This window comes from Streptomyces sp. NPDC048192, assembly GCF_043202415.1.
Lineage (GTDB): Bacteria > Actinomycetota > Actinomycetes > Streptomycetales > Streptomycetaceae > Streptomyces.
Genome location: NZ_JBIDAL010000010.1, coordinates 319,965 through 332,672, shown reverse-complemented (window position 1 = coordinate 332,672; position 12,708 = coordinate 319,965). Strand labels below are relative to the sequence as shown.

General features: G+C 68.2%; 13 protein-coding genes and 2 pseudogenes. 10 read left to right on the top strand and 5 right to left on the bottom strand.

What is annotated here, in order from left to right:
* Positions 1–34 precede the first annotated feature (34 nt).
* Positions 35–1,252 (top strand): alpha/beta hydrolase, encoded by a 1,218-nt coding sequence (locus tag ACGFZN_RS23735; RefSeq protein WP_393860458.1) that lies wholly within the window; start codon positions 35–37, stop codon positions 1,250–1,252.
* A 66-nt stretch (positions 1,253–1,318) separates the two neighbouring features.
* Entirely contained in the window at positions 1,319–2,167 is an 849-nt protein-coding gene (locus ACGFZN_RS23730; protein ID WP_393860457.1) for a DUF4429 domain-containing protein, read from the top strand.
* A gap of 3 nt (positions 2,168–2,170) precedes the next feature.
* Here the strand turns inward: ACGFZN_RS23730 and ACGFZN_RS23725 are convergent.
* Positions 2,171–2,650: pseudogene (locus tag ACGFZN_RS23725) on the bottom strand (aldo/keto reductase); the annotation flags it as partial.
* Positions 2,651–2,675: 25 nt separating this feature from the next.
* Between ACGFZN_RS23725 and ACGFZN_RS23720 the strand changes: the two are divergent.
* From ACGFZN_RS23720 to ACGFZN_RS23695, 6 genes are all read left to right on the top strand, one after another.
* Positions 2,676–4,226, top strand: a complete 1,551-nt coding sequence (locus tag ACGFZN_RS23720; RefSeq protein ID WP_393860456.1) for a recombinase family protein — start codon at positions 2,676–2,678, stop codon at positions 4,224–4,226.
* 157 nt (positions 4,227–4,383) lie between these two features.
* Positions 4,384–4,689: a helix-turn-helix transcriptional regulator gene (locus ACGFZN_RS23715; protein ID WP_393860455.1), complete on the top strand. Its 306-nt coding sequence runs from the start codon at positions 4,384–4,386 to the stop codon at positions 4,687–4,689.
* A 3-nt stretch (positions 4,690–4,692) separates the two neighbouring features.
* On the top strand, positions 4,693–4,878 hold the full coding sequence (locus ACGFZN_RS23710; protein ID WP_393860454.1) for a hypothetical protein: 186 nt from the start codon (positions 4,693–4,695) through the stop codon (positions 4,876–4,878).
* Between the two features lie 125 nt (positions 4,879–5,003).
* Positions 5,004–7,247, top strand: coding sequence for a phage/plasmid primase, P4 family (locus tag ACGFZN_RS23705; protein ID WP_393860453.1), 2,244 nt, complete (start codon positions 5,004–5,006; stop codon positions 7,245–7,247).
* A 1,226-nt stretch (positions 7,248–8,473) separates the two neighbouring features.
* On the top strand, positions 8,474–8,929 hold the full coding sequence (locus tag ACGFZN_RS23700; RefSeq protein ID WP_393860452.1) for a hypothetical protein: 456 nt from the start codon (positions 8,474–8,476) through the stop codon (positions 8,927–8,929).
* 93 nt (positions 8,930–9,022) lie between these two features.
* Complete coding sequence (locus ACGFZN_RS23695; protein ID WP_393860451.1) at positions 9,023–9,178, top strand: hypothetical protein; 156 nt, start codon at positions 9,023–9,025, stop codon at positions 9,176–9,178.
* Between the two features lie 252 nt (positions 9,179–9,430).
* On the opposite strand, the gene ACGFZN_RS23690 is transcribed toward ACGFZN_RS23695, so the two are convergent.
* The gene (locus ACGFZN_RS23690; protein ID WP_393860450.1) at positions 9,431–9,601 is read right to left on the bottom strand and encodes a hypothetical protein; all 171 of its coding nucleotides are present in this window, start codon (positions 9,599–9,601) and stop codon (positions 9,431–9,433) included.
* 209 nt (positions 9,602–9,810) lie between these two features.
* Positions 9,811–9,975 (bottom strand): hypothetical protein, encoded by a 165-nt coding sequence (locus tag ACGFZN_RS23685; RefSeq protein WP_393860449.1) that lies wholly within the window; start codon positions 9,973–9,975, stop codon positions 9,811–9,813.
* Positions 9,976–10,154: 179 nt separating this feature from the next.
* Between ACGFZN_RS23685 and ACGFZN_RS23680 the strand changes: the two genes are divergently transcribed.
* The gene (locus ACGFZN_RS23680; RefSeq protein ID WP_393860448.1) at positions 10,155–10,406 is read left to right on the top strand and encodes a winged helix-turn-helix domain-containing protein; all 252 of its coding nucleotides are present in this window, start codon (positions 10,155–10,157) and stop codon (positions 10,404–10,406) included.
* A gap of 695 nt (positions 10,407–11,101) precedes the next feature.
* Here ACGFZN_RS23680 and ACGFZN_RS23675 read toward each other — a convergent pair.
* Positions 11,102–11,659 (bottom strand): annotated as a pseudogene (locus ACGFZN_RS23675) (aldo/keto reductase); the annotation flags it as partial.
* Positions 11,656–12,120: a MerR family transcriptional regulator gene (locus ACGFZN_RS23670; protein ID WP_393860447.1), complete on the bottom strand. Its 465-nt coding sequence runs from the start codon at positions 12,118–12,120 to the stop codon at positions 11,656–11,658. The pseudogene ACGFZN_RS23675 and the gene ACGFZN_RS23670, both read right to left, overlap by 4 nt.
* Positions 12,121–12,217: 97 nt before the next feature.
* On the opposite strand from ACGFZN_RS23670, the gene ACGFZN_RS23665 reads away from it, so the two are divergent.
* On the top strand, positions 12,218–12,691 hold the full coding sequence (locus tag ACGFZN_RS23665; protein WP_393860446.1) for a GNAT family N-acetyltransferase: 474 nt from the start codon (positions 12,218–12,220) through the stop codon (positions 12,689–12,691).
* Positions 12,692–12,708: the final 17 nt, after the last annotated feature.

The window sequence follows — 12,708 nt, the reverse complement described above, 5'->3', positions numbered from 1 at the left end:
CGAGACCCTCTCGTTCTCCTAGTGTGTCCTCCCAGTGACTTCCTTCGACACCTCCCCGCAACTGAACGTCTGGCGCGCACTGCTGGCGCTGGCCGTGGTGTTCGTGATGCTCGCGACCACCGGCTGGACCGCCCTGCGCAGCCACCGGGAGTCGACCGCACTGCAGGCCTCGCTCACCGAGTGGGAGCAGGGCGGCATCCACGGCCTCCATCTGCCGGACCCGCATGCCGCACCGGCCGTGCTCAGCCGTTTCTTCGCCTCCCTCTCGCCGGAGGACCAGCGCCGTCTGGCCCGCCGCTACCCGCTCGCGGTCGGCAACATGAACGGCGCGCCCGTGACCCTGCGCTACCGCGCCAACCACCTCGCGCTGGAGCAGCAGCGCGAGGTCGAGCGCAAGCGCATGCACGACAGCCGGCTCAGCGCGGCCGGCCAGCAGGACGCGGGCCTGCGCATGCACCGCTACGAGTCGCTGCTGACCCGGGGCCGGCACATCCTGGCCTTCGACCCGGACGGCTCGGGCCGGATCGCGGAGGTGTTCGGAAGTCTCGACAAGGCCGAGCGGATCTCCGTCGTCGTCCCCGGCGTCGACACCGATCTGCTCACCTTCCAGAAGACGGGCCGCCCGTACACCGCCCCGGTCGGCATGGCCGAGGCGCTGTACGCGGCGGAGCGCGCCCAGAGCCCCGCGGTCCGTACGGCCGTGATCGCCTGGGCCGACTACACCGCCCCCGACGGGCTCGGCATGGACGCGGCCACCGGCGGGCGCGCCGCGGAGGGCGCCGTACGGCTGGACGCCCTGCTGGACGCCCTGCCCGGGCGGGCCCCGGTGGCGATGGTCTGCCACAGCTACGGCTCGGTGGTCTGCGGGGTCGCGGCGCACGCCATGCCCCGCCGGGTCACCGACATCGCGGTGGCGGCGAGCCCCGGCATGCGTGTCTCCAGCGCCTCGCACCTGGGCACCGGGGCGCGGGTGTGGGCGATGCGCGACGCGAGCGACTGGATCCAGGACGTGCCGTATCTGGAGCTCGGCGGGCTCGGGCACGGCGCCGATCCGGTGTCGTCGGCGTTCGGCGCGCGGGTGCTGTCCGCCCGGGACGCGCGGGGTCACGCCGGCTATTTCCAGCCGGGCACGGACAGTCTGCGCAACCTGGCCGACGTGGCCGTCGGGGCGTACGACGCGGTGACGTGCGCCCACGACAACGACGCGTGCCGAGCCGGTCTGTCCGGCGCGTCTCCCGCCGGACGCGCGTAGAAACAGCAGGAAGTGCGGTCTGCGCGGGTGGCGACGGAGGAGCACGTGCCGCATACGATGAGCCGCATGGGTGACGTACTGGCGGGATTTCATGCCGTCTGGGAGTTCGAGTCCGACTCCGTGCTCATCCGTTACGAACGGGGGATTCGGACACCGAAGCTGTTCCAGGCGCTCGGGGAGCGGCGCGTCCCGCTGTCCGCGGTCGAGGGCGTGACCATCGGTCCCGGCAAGCGCGGCACGGTCGTCCTGCGGCTGCTGCCGCGGGCGGGCGCGGATCCGCTGATGGATGCGGCGGCCGGGCAGCTGAAGGAGGGCTCGGACCCGTACCGGCTGGTGCTGCCGGCCGAGCGGGAGACGCTCGCCGAGTACTACGCGGACGAGCTGAAGGGGCTGTTGACCGAGTCCGGTCCCGTCGAGCACCACCTGGTGGCCGCGCCCGAGGCGCCGCTGTCCTTCAAGGCGTACGACGGCAAGGCGAGCTTCGACGGCACGGTCGTGCAGTTCCGCTGGTCGTGGACGGGGGCGTCGTCGGCGAAGTGGAAGGCGGGCGACCAGAGCTTTCCGGTCACAGAGCTGAGCGGGGTCCAGTGGCGCTCGCCGGAGGTGTTCGAGGGGCATCTGCGCCTGCTGCCCAGGTCGGCCGAGGCGGCGGCGCCCGTGCCGGCCGACCAGGATCCGGCCGCGGTGGTGTTCGGGCTGGGGTACGGGCCGGTGCACGAGTCGCTGCCGTTCGCGGCGGCCGTCCTCGCCGCCGTCCGCACCCGGGGGCCGGTGCCCGTGGCACCGGCCCCGGCACGGCGCGACCCCGCCGACATCGCCGAGCGGATCCGGCACCTGGGCGAGCTGCATCAGGCGGGGCTGGTCACCGACGAGGAATTCTCCTCCAAGAAGGCGGAGTTGCTCGCGGAACTGTGAGAGCTATTCGCGGCCCGCGGAGGTGAACGCCATGTCCGCGTAGCGCTCGCCCGCCACCTGGCCCGCGATCGGCTCCAGCAGGGCCAGTTCCTCACCGGTCAGGGTGAGGGCGGCCGCCGCCACGTTCTCCTCCACCCGCTGCGGCTTGCGGGTGCCCGGGATCGGCACCACCGGGAGGCCGTGGACCGTCGCCCGCTGCTGCACCCAGGCCAGGGCGACCTGGCCGGGGGTGGCGCCGTGGGCCTCGGCGACGGCGCGGACCGGCTCCAGCAGGACGGCGTTGGCGGCCGCGTTGGCGCCGGTGAAGCGGGGCTGCCGGCGGCGGAAGTCGTCGGCGGTCAGCTCCTGTTCGGCGTGGGTGAAGGAGCCGGTGAGGAAGCCGCGGCCGAGCGGCGAGTACGGCACGAGGGCGACGCCCAGGTCCCGCGCGGCCGGCACGACCTTGGCCTCGATGTCCCGGCTGAACAGCGACCACTCCGACTTACGGCTCCGGGCGTACTTTGAAGGCGTGAGCACACACACCGCGAACAGCCAGCGCAGGGCCGTGATCTACACCCGCATCAGTGAGGACCGCGACGGAGACCAACTCGGCGTAGGGCGTCAGGAGGACGCCTGCCGCAAGCTGGCCGCAGATCTCGGCTGGCACGTGGTCGGCGTGAAGGTGGACGACGACAAGACGGCGTACGGCAAGAACGGCATGCGCGCGCAGCGCCCCGCCTACGCGGCCCTACTCGACATGCTCAGCACCAGGGAGGCTGACGCCGTCCTGGTCTGGCACGTCGACCGCCTGTACCGGCAGGCACGCGACCTTGAACCCCTGATCGATGTGGTGGAGCGGACGGGCGCGGTGGTCCGCCCCGTGACACACGGAGAGCTGGACCTGGGCACCGCATCCGGCCGCATGGTGGCCCGCATCCTTGCCAGCGTGAGCACTCACGAGATCGAGCACGCCATCGAGCGGATGCGCGAGAAGAAGGCAGAGCTGCGGGCGGCGGGGCACTACCACGGCGGCACCCGTGGGTTCGGGCACAAGCCCTTGAAGAAGCGCGCTCCCGGCAGCCCGCCGCAGGTGCCGCAGACCGACCCGCGCGAGGCCGCGCTCATCCGGCAGGCGGCACAGGACGTGCTCGCCTATGCGGCCAACCCGTCCACCGGCAAGAGCCTGGGTGCCATCTGCCGCGACTGGAACGCCCGGGGCATCCGTACGCCGCGCGGCAAGACGTGGGGCATCCCGTCCCTGCGCACCATGCTCACCGGTGCCCGGCTGGCCGGACTGATCGAGCACGAGGGGGAGATCATCGGTCCGGCCACCTGGGAGCCGATCCTGGACCGCCCCACATGGCAGGCCCTGCGCACGGTGCTGCGGGACCCGAGCCGGAACACCTACCCCGACCGGCCCACCGACCAGAAGATCAAGTACCTGGGCACCGGCCTGTACCTGTGCCACAAGTGCACGGATCCGGTCGGTGCGGGCGGAGCCAGAGCGGGCGAGCCGCAGCGCTACCGCTGCGCCGCAGGACATGTGACCCGGTACGCCTCTCCGATCGATGACTATGTGGAGCGGGTGATCATTGCCCGGCTGTGCCGCCAGGACGCGCACGACCTGTTCGCGAGCCCCACCACGGAGGGCACGGACACGCAGTCCATGGCCGACCTGAGCGCGCGTCACGCGGCCCTGACAGCCCGCCTGGAGGCTCTGGCAGAGGCGTTCGCAGAGGACGACGACACGGACCCCGTGGAGTACCGGGCAGCGTCCCGCAGGCTGCGGGAGCGCATCTTGGCCGTGGAGCAGCAGATGGCCGACACGGTCACCGCAGCAGCAGCAGCGGCGGAGCCGGGACCGCTCGATGCCGCAGACCTCCCGGAACTGATCCGACGCCACACAGCCGACCCCGAGGACGCGTTGGCCTGGTGGCGCGAGACGTACGGCCTGGGCAGGCGGCGCAAGATCCTGGCCACCCTGGTCACGGTGACGCTCCTGCCCGGCCGCCGTGGGCGACCGAAGGCAGGTGCCCCGGCCTTCGACCCGGAGTCCGTCGACATCAAATGGGTCCGGTAGCAAGAGGCCAAAAACAGCTCTGACAAGGCGCTTTGCAGATTTCTTTGGAGATCCTGCGAAGCGCCTTGTACGTTGCGGAGTGCCGTCGGGAAAGGAGAGTCCCCGGCCGTAACGACGTGGGGTCGTTGCGTCCGCCTGCTCTCCGAAAGAGTCAGTGATGAACTGCGTTCCCGACGACCTGATCAAAGTCACGGACGCGGCGAAGGTCCTTCGCGTCAGTGGCACCACGGTCTACAACATGATCAAGCGCGGGGAACTCATCGGGTACCGCGCCACAAGCGGGAGTCTCTGCGTTTCCGAGGCGGAGGTTCATTCGCTCCTCTCGTACGTCACCCCACCGTCCGTGACGCTGGACGCGCATATCGCCCTGATAGTCGACGCTGCGCCTTCACTCACCCCTGAGCAACGCGAAAGGCTGCGCTCCTTGCTGGCTCCGGTCCCCGCACAGTCTGAGGCGGCATGAGCCATGTCTACCGACTGGTTTGAAAACCCCGCCGTTCGCCGCCACTTCGGCAGGGCCGGACTGGACTGGAAAGTCATCTGCGCTGAGCAGGACGACGAGACCGAGAACACGGAAGAGCCGCCCCCGGCTCAGGTATCCGAGGACGGCTCAACCGCCTGTGCAGAACAGGACCAGCATGACATGACCTAGGCCTTAGGACCGGTCTGGAGGAGAGGAGCCCTGCCTAGTGCGGGGTCTGACTGCCGGTCCAGAAAAGGCAACCGCCCCGGCCGAGAGGAAGGGCCAGGGCGGTCTGAACACCGGATAGGTAAAGGATGCCAGATCTCTCCGGCCCTTATGGGCAGGGCGTTCCCGCTTATGTTGAACAGGGCTGGGATGGGATTACTCCCATCCACCCGGGGACCAAACACCCGTCCATGAGGGATGTCACCGGTTACGACGGACGCCAAATCGACGCCGACGAAGCGGTACGCCTGGCGGGGCGCTTGCCGTACAGCCGAAACAACCTGGCCTTGCGCATGCGTAAGGGCATGGTCGGCTTGGACGTGGACGAGCACGACGATAAGCACGGCGCGGCCACCATCGCCGCTGTGGAGGCCATATGCGGTCCGCTGCCGAAAGGGCCGTACTCCAGCGCCCGGGGGCCAGGAGAACACGGGATCCGCCCTTTCCACCTGCCAGGCGAACACCGGGTACTCAAGGGTGAGGTGACGGCCGTCATCGACGGGAACTCCGTCTCCGACGTTGAGATCATCCAGCACCATCACCGCACGATGGTGGTGTGGCCGAGCGTGCACCCGAAAACCGGCACCACATACCGGTGGTACGACGCCGACGGGAATCTCATGGACGCCCCGCCACGGCCGGAGGACTGCCCTGTTCTCCCTCAGGCGTGGGCGGATTACCTGGCGGAGGCAAAGCGCTCTGAGGCCCCGTACGAGCCTCCGGTGGACAAGGAGACCGGGGAAGTCCTTGAAGGGTTCCAGGGGACGCCTGAAGGCCTACGGCGGCACCTTGAGCGCAAACTCCAGACCATCCGGGACCTGCCGGTGAACGGCCCGGGTGAGACCCCGGTGAACAACATCGCCTTTGGACTCTCCAAGTTCGTGCCCCTCCAGCTCCCGGAGCAGGAATTGCGCACCGCGCTGTACGCGGCCGTGCGTATTTGGGTCAAAGGCCATGACAGGGGTTATGACGGCATCGAGCACGGTCTACGACACATCGGCACACCGGAACACCGGCCGAAGCTTTGGGAAGAGCGGCAAATGCGGCCAAAAGACCCGGAGAAATACTTCGCCCGTGTCGAGGGGACGCGGACTTTCCTTGCGGCGACCCTGGCGACAGACGTTCTCGGTATCGGCCCGCTCGCGGCCGGTATCGACAGTCTCTTGTGGGAGTACCGGGAGGGCGTTTGGGTGCCATCCAAGGACGTGGCGCGTCACCGCGCTGCGTCTCTCCTTGGGGAGAACTACCGGCGCAGTTACGCGGTCAACGCCGAAGACGTAGTCCGCAGTCGCATCCCGGACATCGAATGCGAACCGATCCCAGAAGTCATCAACTTCCGTAACGGCCTGTACTACTGGCAGACAGGGATGCTCGTCCCGCATTCACCGGACGTGTTGTCCACGGTTCAGCTTTCCGTGGATTGGGACCCGACTGCCGGCTGCCCCGAATTCGACGCCTTTCTAGGCCAGGTCTTGCATGCCGACACGGTCGACATGATGTGGGAGCTGATCGGCTATCTCATGTACTCCGGCAACCCGCTCCACAAAGCGGTCATGCTGACCGGCAGCGGGCGCAACGGAAAGGGCACGTTCCTGCGAGTGCTGGAGGCACTGCTCGGAAAGCAGAACATCAGCTCCGCGTCGCTCACCGACCTGGTCACCAATCGGTTCGCCACCGCGTCCCTGTTCGGGAAGATCGCGAACATTGCGGGCGATATCGACGGGACCTATCTGGAGACCACGGGCGTCTTCAAGAACATCACGGGACTGGACTCGATCAGGGCCGAACACAAGGGACGCGACGGTTTCGAGTTCACGCCCTGGGCGGTACCGGTGTTCAGCGCCAACAAGATTCCGGGGTCAGCGGACACCACCGTTGGCTATCTCTCGCGCTGGGTTATCCAGCACTTCCCGCACAACTTCGAGGGGCGCGAGGACCGCACGCTTGATCAGCGGCTCCAGACGAAATCGGAGCTGGCCGGTATCGCGGCCAAGGCAGTCCCGGCACTGAAGCGACTTATGGCGCGAGGGGACTTCGAGCTGTCCACGTCCGCGCAGGAGGCGCGGGAGGAGTTCATCCGCCGGGTGGACCAGGTGCGCACGTGGATATCGGAATGCACGGCACCTGATCCCGCCTCCTGGTCCCCGCGCACCGCGCTGTACGCCGTTTACAAGAACTGGGCCGCCCGCGACGGCCACGGGACGCTGAAGGCCACCGAGTTCTATGACCGGCTGGAGTCCGCCGGAGTACGGCCAGCGAAGGTGAACGGGAACCGTGGCTTCGCCGGAATCAGGGTCACGGACACGGCCGAAGGAATGGGCCGCCCCCGGTGACCAGGGGGCAGCAGGGGGCACAGGGGGCAGCTACGGCCCTACCCCCCACGCGTACGTACGTAAGGGGGGTTAGAGATTTGTGCCCCCTTGTGCCCCCTGGCGAAGCCGATATCGCTCTGATCAGCACGAATGCAGAAATCGGAGGGGGCACAGATTGTGCCCCCTGGGACCGAGGAGAAGAAGTGACCGCTGTGGCCGACCGCCCCATGCCCACACCAGACGACTTTCCGTGCCCCCACTGCTCCGCTCCGGCCGGGGAGCCGTGCGCCATGAAGAACGGCCGGACCGGCCCCCATATCGCCAGGGCCGTCCTGGCGCTGAAGGCCGCCATCAAGTGGGCGGTCAACAACGACATCGAGGAGAAGAAGTGAATGGCTATGTTCCAACGTTCGATGACGACGGCGCACTCCGCTGTCCCCACTGTGGCGAGACACACGGAATCGAAAACGGTGGCCCGCCGGAGAACTCCGCGCCGAGCATCTATGTCCACCCCGACCGAGATGACTACGACAGCCCGGTCGGAACTCGTGGTGAGTACGTCCGCATAGACCTGTGGTGCTCTGTGTGCGGCTTGACCTTCGGCCTGTTCATCGGCAACCACAAAGGCGCGGAGTATCTGCGAATCCTTCTAGCCACGGACGACGGATGGACCGGGCCGCAGGACCCGACTCTCCTGGATCTGCTTAGGGCGCAGCGTCAGGAAGAGAACCCCGCCGCATAAGAGCTGCGGCCCACCCTGGCCGGACTCCGGGGTGGGCCACTAATCCCTCAACGCCAATCAAGAGGAGGCGATCGTATGTCGCCCATCCCCGTGATCGCCATGTGCGCGGCCACCCGGCCACGCCACGAAGAGAAGCCCTGTCAGCGAAAGCCAGGGCACCGAGGACTACACCGGGACCGGTTCGGTATCCAGTGGCCGAACAGGGAGCGACGGCCAAAGCGGGTGCCCTATGTCCGGCCAGGGCTTGAGCGATTTCCCGCACAGCCTGGCCGGTATCTCCCGCCACACAAGCGGGACAAGGTCGCGGCGAACGCCTAGACCTTCACCGAGGACGAGATGGCCGTAGGCATCGAGAACGATATGGAACCCCGGTGGCCGGCTGGGGGGTTCCGAATTCCCGGTAGCCTGCTTTCACCGACCAGATCGACCGGCACTGGTGGTTCTCCAAGTCCGGAGCGGAACCCGCCTTCATTCCCGGGGGCGAGTGACCTAGGAAGGGGCGCAGGTGTCCTACGGCATGGGGTACTACGACGGCAACGAATACGACGCCGACGAGTACGAAGAGCAGGACCAGTACGAAGAGCAGCCGCAGCAGAGGCAGCGGAATGCGCCACGATCTCCCGGACTGCGTCAGGCCATGAGGCAGCTCAACGCGGAGAACCAGCAGCTAAAGCGCGAGCTGGACGAAACCAAGGCCATGGTTCAGGAACTCGTGGATGACGAAGCGGCCACGAGGAACCGCCTATTTCAGCAGCAGAGTGGTCACCCGCGCTCTCCGCGTCTCACGCAAGAAGAGATGCAGCAGATGCAGCGCATGCAGGAGATGGGCGTTCTCGGCGTAGCCGCGCCCATGGGCACCCAACGCGAGCAGGCCGCCCGTATCCAGAACTGCAAGACTCCTGAGGAACTGATGGCCTACCTCCAGTCCCAGGGCAATCCGAACTACTACAACGGCAACTGATTGCCGGACAGGAGTAACGCCATGGATTCCACGCGTGCCGTACCCGGCACTGACCTTTCGGGTGACCCCGGTCACGAAGGCGGCTCACAGCCTATGAGCGCGCTTAAGGGCGGCTGTGCCGCACCCAATGTCGTTCAGCCTCTCGGGGGCACCAACACGGGCGCACAGCGCCCCGGACCCAACGCCATGGACACGGAGTCCCCCGACTCCGGCCACATGGGCGGCTCCATGCAGAACTACACGGGCTGAGCCTGCACAAGCACCTGGCAGGGCTGCATTCACGCTGACGGACCCCGTCGACGCCATGGCAGACCGGCATGAATAAGCCCTGACAGGCCATGAGAAAACCCCCCGGCTCACCACCCCGGGGGGTTTTCCTATGCCCGCACTGCAAATGCAGCGATATTCAAGGAAAAACGCCGCACATGCCGTGCATTTGTTGGCGCTGGGGACGGTAAGGGGACGACTCCCCCACTCTCGCTCCGCGTCCCTGTCCGCCCCCTACGGCTCCTGCTGCCCTTCCTGGTCCTTCGGGTAGTGCCTGCGCCATTCGGCGTCTTGCTCAGCCGCGCGGCGGCGCAGGGTTCGGATAGCTTTGTCGGTGGCCTTGATGCTGCGGTGCGCCTGGCCGATGAGCCAGGCGACGGCCATTCCGGCGAGGAACTGAATCACTGACCCTCAGTTCTTCCGTGCGCGCGTTGCGCGGATGCGGGTCAGGATCGCTACCAATTGCGGGTCCGGCTTCACGAGGTGGACGTGCGCCCGGTGGGCGTACACACTCCAGCCGGGACCGCTGTTGCTCATCTCGTGCCAGACGAGAACTGCGTCTTCAGGGTCGGTGATTACTTCGTCGCAGTGGCGGCATACGTGGACGGCGCGGGTCATGATGCCGCCCGGTGGCGCGGGCAGCGGCACGGCGGCCATTCGCCGGTCAGCAGAGGCTCTTTGATGTCGCGTACGTGGACGGTGCCCCGGTCCTCCACGACGGCACCGGACGCGCTCACGCGGTAGACGCGGATCGTCAGCCGGGGGATATCGTCGGCCATGTCGACTCCTATGCAGTCGGCCATGCCCCGGGAGTCCTGACCGACTCGCCGGGGTCCTTTCATCTACGACCGTAGTGCCAACCGCGTCCCCCCGCACCCCCCTGCGTTCCATTGCGTCCCTCCGAGTCGGGACGCGTCCCCGTGATGCGGGACGCGGACGGCCGCGCAAGGGTGGAGAGGTGACCGATCTCCCGCGCTACGAATACGTGAAGCTGGCCGATCAGATCGCCGCCGACATTGCGTCGGGCACGCTGCCCATAGGGGCCGCGCTCCCCTCGGAGCGGGCCATGGTCGATATCCACGGCGTGAGCATCGGGACAGTGCGCCGCGCGGTGCGCGAGTTGGTGACCCGTGGCCTGGTGGCAAAGCTGCCGTCCAAGGGCACGTACGTCATTGCCACACCGGACACGGCGCAGCCGCCTCAGGCGTGAGTCTGAGGGGTCTGGGGCGAATGTGAGGGCGCACTCCAGCCCAGCCCAGCGGCCCCGGTTTAACACCCCCGGGTCAGAGCCAGGGGCTCAGCCGGCTGACCTGCGGTGATGCGCGCCGGTGGGGCGGCGGGGCGTTTGCTCCAGCCTCGCTCAGGCTGCGGCGCAGGGCTCGGCCAGGCCGATGGCCTGCACGTTCGTGGATATGTACGACGTTGCCTGCGATTGCTCAGCAAACGTGGCAATGCGCAGGCCATGCATTGACCACGGCCAGGTAATGCGCGCATGGCTGCACGGTGCATGCGTGGCCAGTGAAACGGTAGTGCCAGGCTGGCCACGTCTTCACGGCCAGCACCTCCACGCAGGTGGAGGTGGCGGGCTAGATCACGGCCTATGTCTTCACGCTGTGCTGGCCGTGCTGGCACGGCTCCGGCGGGGCCGTGGCTGGCCGTCCTGAGAGGGCTGTGCCAGCCTCCGGCGGGCCAGCCGGACAGGCTGCCCGGGGCGCTGCCTGGCCGCTCTCAGGGGCGCTCAGCAGAATGCAGGCTGGCTACGAATCGCAGGCCGGAGAGCGAACTTTCCTTGGAAATGCAGGGAGCCCATGATGCGTGATCATGGGCTACTTCGCTGGGAGCGCAGCGCGCTGACCTGGGCTAACGCTCCTTCGATTCCAAGGGTCACAATTATGCGGCGATCATGAACTTGGAGCACTCCGACTGCACGGCCGCGATCGGGTGCACGGCGTGCGCGGCGCGCAGTTCGCCGGCGGTGACCTCGCTCAGCCCGAGGTGCTTGACCTTGCCCTCGCGGACCAGCTCCGCCATCGTGCCGACGGTCTCCTCGATGGGGACGTTCACGTCGCGCCGGTGCATGTAGTAGAGGTCGATCACGTCGACGCCGAGCCGCTTCAGGCTGCCCTCGACGGCCTGGCGGATGTACGGGGCGTCGTTGCGGATGATCCGCTTGGCCGGGTCGTCCTCGGGGATCGACAGCGCGAACTTGGTGGCGATCACCACCTCGTCCCGGTGCGCCGCGAAGAAGGGCGCGAGGAAGCGCTCGTTCTCCCCCGCGCCGTAGGCGTCGGCCGTGTCGTACAGCGTCACGCCCAGCTGGAGCGCCCGCTCCAGCGCGGCGCGCGCCTGGCCGGCGTCCGTGGGGCCGTACGCGAAGCTCATGCCCATGCAGCCGAGGCCCTGGACGCCCACCTCCGGTCCGCCCTCGCCGAGCCGTACGGCCGGAATCCTGGCGTCGGTCATCGCGCGGTCCCCTCCATCGCGTAGAAGCTGATCTTGCGGTCGAGCACGGCGAGCGTGTCGCGCAGCTCGGCGATCCGGTTCAGCACGTCCCTGCGGGTCGACTCCAGCAGTTCCCGCCGTTCGGCGTAGGTGCTCTCGCCCTCCCGGACCAGCTCCGCGTACCGGACCATGTCGGCGACCGGCATGCCGGTCAGCCGCAGCTTGGTCACGAAGTCCAGCCAGTCCAGGTCGCTGTTGCTGTAGCGCCGCTGGCCGGTGTGCGAGCGGTCGACGTGCGGCATCAGGCCGATCCGCTCGTACCAGCGCAGGGTGTGCGCGGTCAGGCCGGTGAACGCCACGACCTCGCTGATCGTGTAGCGGTCCTGGCCGTCGGGGCGCGGATGGCGTCTGGGCGGGGCGGAGCAGATGTCGGCGGGGGCCGTGGGTGCGGTGTCCGCTGGCGTGGTCTGCATCACCGTCATGCCCTCCACGCTATGGGGTTGGAGTGCACTCCAAGCAAGCGGATCCGGTAAGAAATCCCCAGGACGCGGGCCGGGGCGCGTCGCTAGCGTGCGGTCCATGAGTCTCGTACGCCGGGCCGTGCCCGAGGACGCCGCGGAAGTGCTGCGGCTGCGCCAGGTCATGATCGATTCCATGTTCGAGGCCGGGGGCGGGCCGACCGACTGGCACGCCGCGTCCCTGCCGGTGCTGCGGGAGAAACTGGCCGATGCGGACGGGGACTTCGTGGCGTTCGTCGTCGATCACCCGGACCGGCCGGGGGCGCTGGCCGCGCTGGTATGCGGGGCGCTGGAGTACCGCATCGGCCGCGCCGGGAACCCGCGCGGGCGGGTCGGGCACGTCTTCAGCGTCGCCACCGACCCGGACGCCCGCCGGCGCGGGTACGCGCGCGCGTGCATGGAGGAGCTGCTGCAGTGGTTCCGGGAGCGGGGCGCCGGACAGGTCGACCTGAACGCGTCCGCGCAGGCCGAGCCGCTGTACGCGTCCCTCGGCTTCGTGCGCAAGCCGGACCCCTCGATGCGGCTGGCCCTGTGAGCCGCATAGGCTCGCCG

Excerpts from the sequence above, each read along its gene's own strand:
- ACGFZN_RS23730 (WP_393860457.1), top strand. The coding sequence starts at position 1,319 with ATGGGTGACGTACTGGCGGGATTTCATGCCGTCTGGGAGTTCGAGTCC.
- ACGFZN_RS23715 (WP_393860455.1), top strand. The coding sequence starts at position 4,384 with ATGAACTGCGTTCCCGACGACCTGATCAAAGTCACGGACGCGGCGAAG.
- ACGFZN_RS23710 (WP_393860454.1), top strand. The coding sequence starts at position 4,693 with ATGTCTACCGACTGGTTTGAAAACCCCGCCGTTCGCCGCCACTTCGGC.
- ACGFZN_RS23705 (WP_393860453.1), top strand. The coding sequence starts at position 5,004 with ATGCCAGATCTCTCCGGCCCTTATGGGCAGGGCGTTCCCGCTTATGTT.
- ACGFZN_RS23695 (WP_393860451.1), top strand. The coding sequence starts at position 9,023 with ATGAGCGCGCTTAAGGGCGGCTGTGCCGCACCCAATGTCGTTCAGCCT.
- ACGFZN_RS23685 (WP_393860449.1), bottom strand. The coding sequence starts at position 9,975 with ATGGCCGACGATATCCCCCGGCTGACGATCCGCGTCTACCGCGTGAGC.
- ACGFZN_RS23670 (WP_393860447.1), bottom strand. The coding sequence starts at position 12,120 with ATGACGGTGATGCAGACCACGCCAGCGGACACCGCACCCACGGCCCCC.
- ACGFZN_RS23665 (WP_393860446.1), top strand. The coding sequence starts at position 12,218 with ATGAGTCTCGTACGCCGGGCCGTGCCCGAGGACGCCGCGGAAGTGCTG.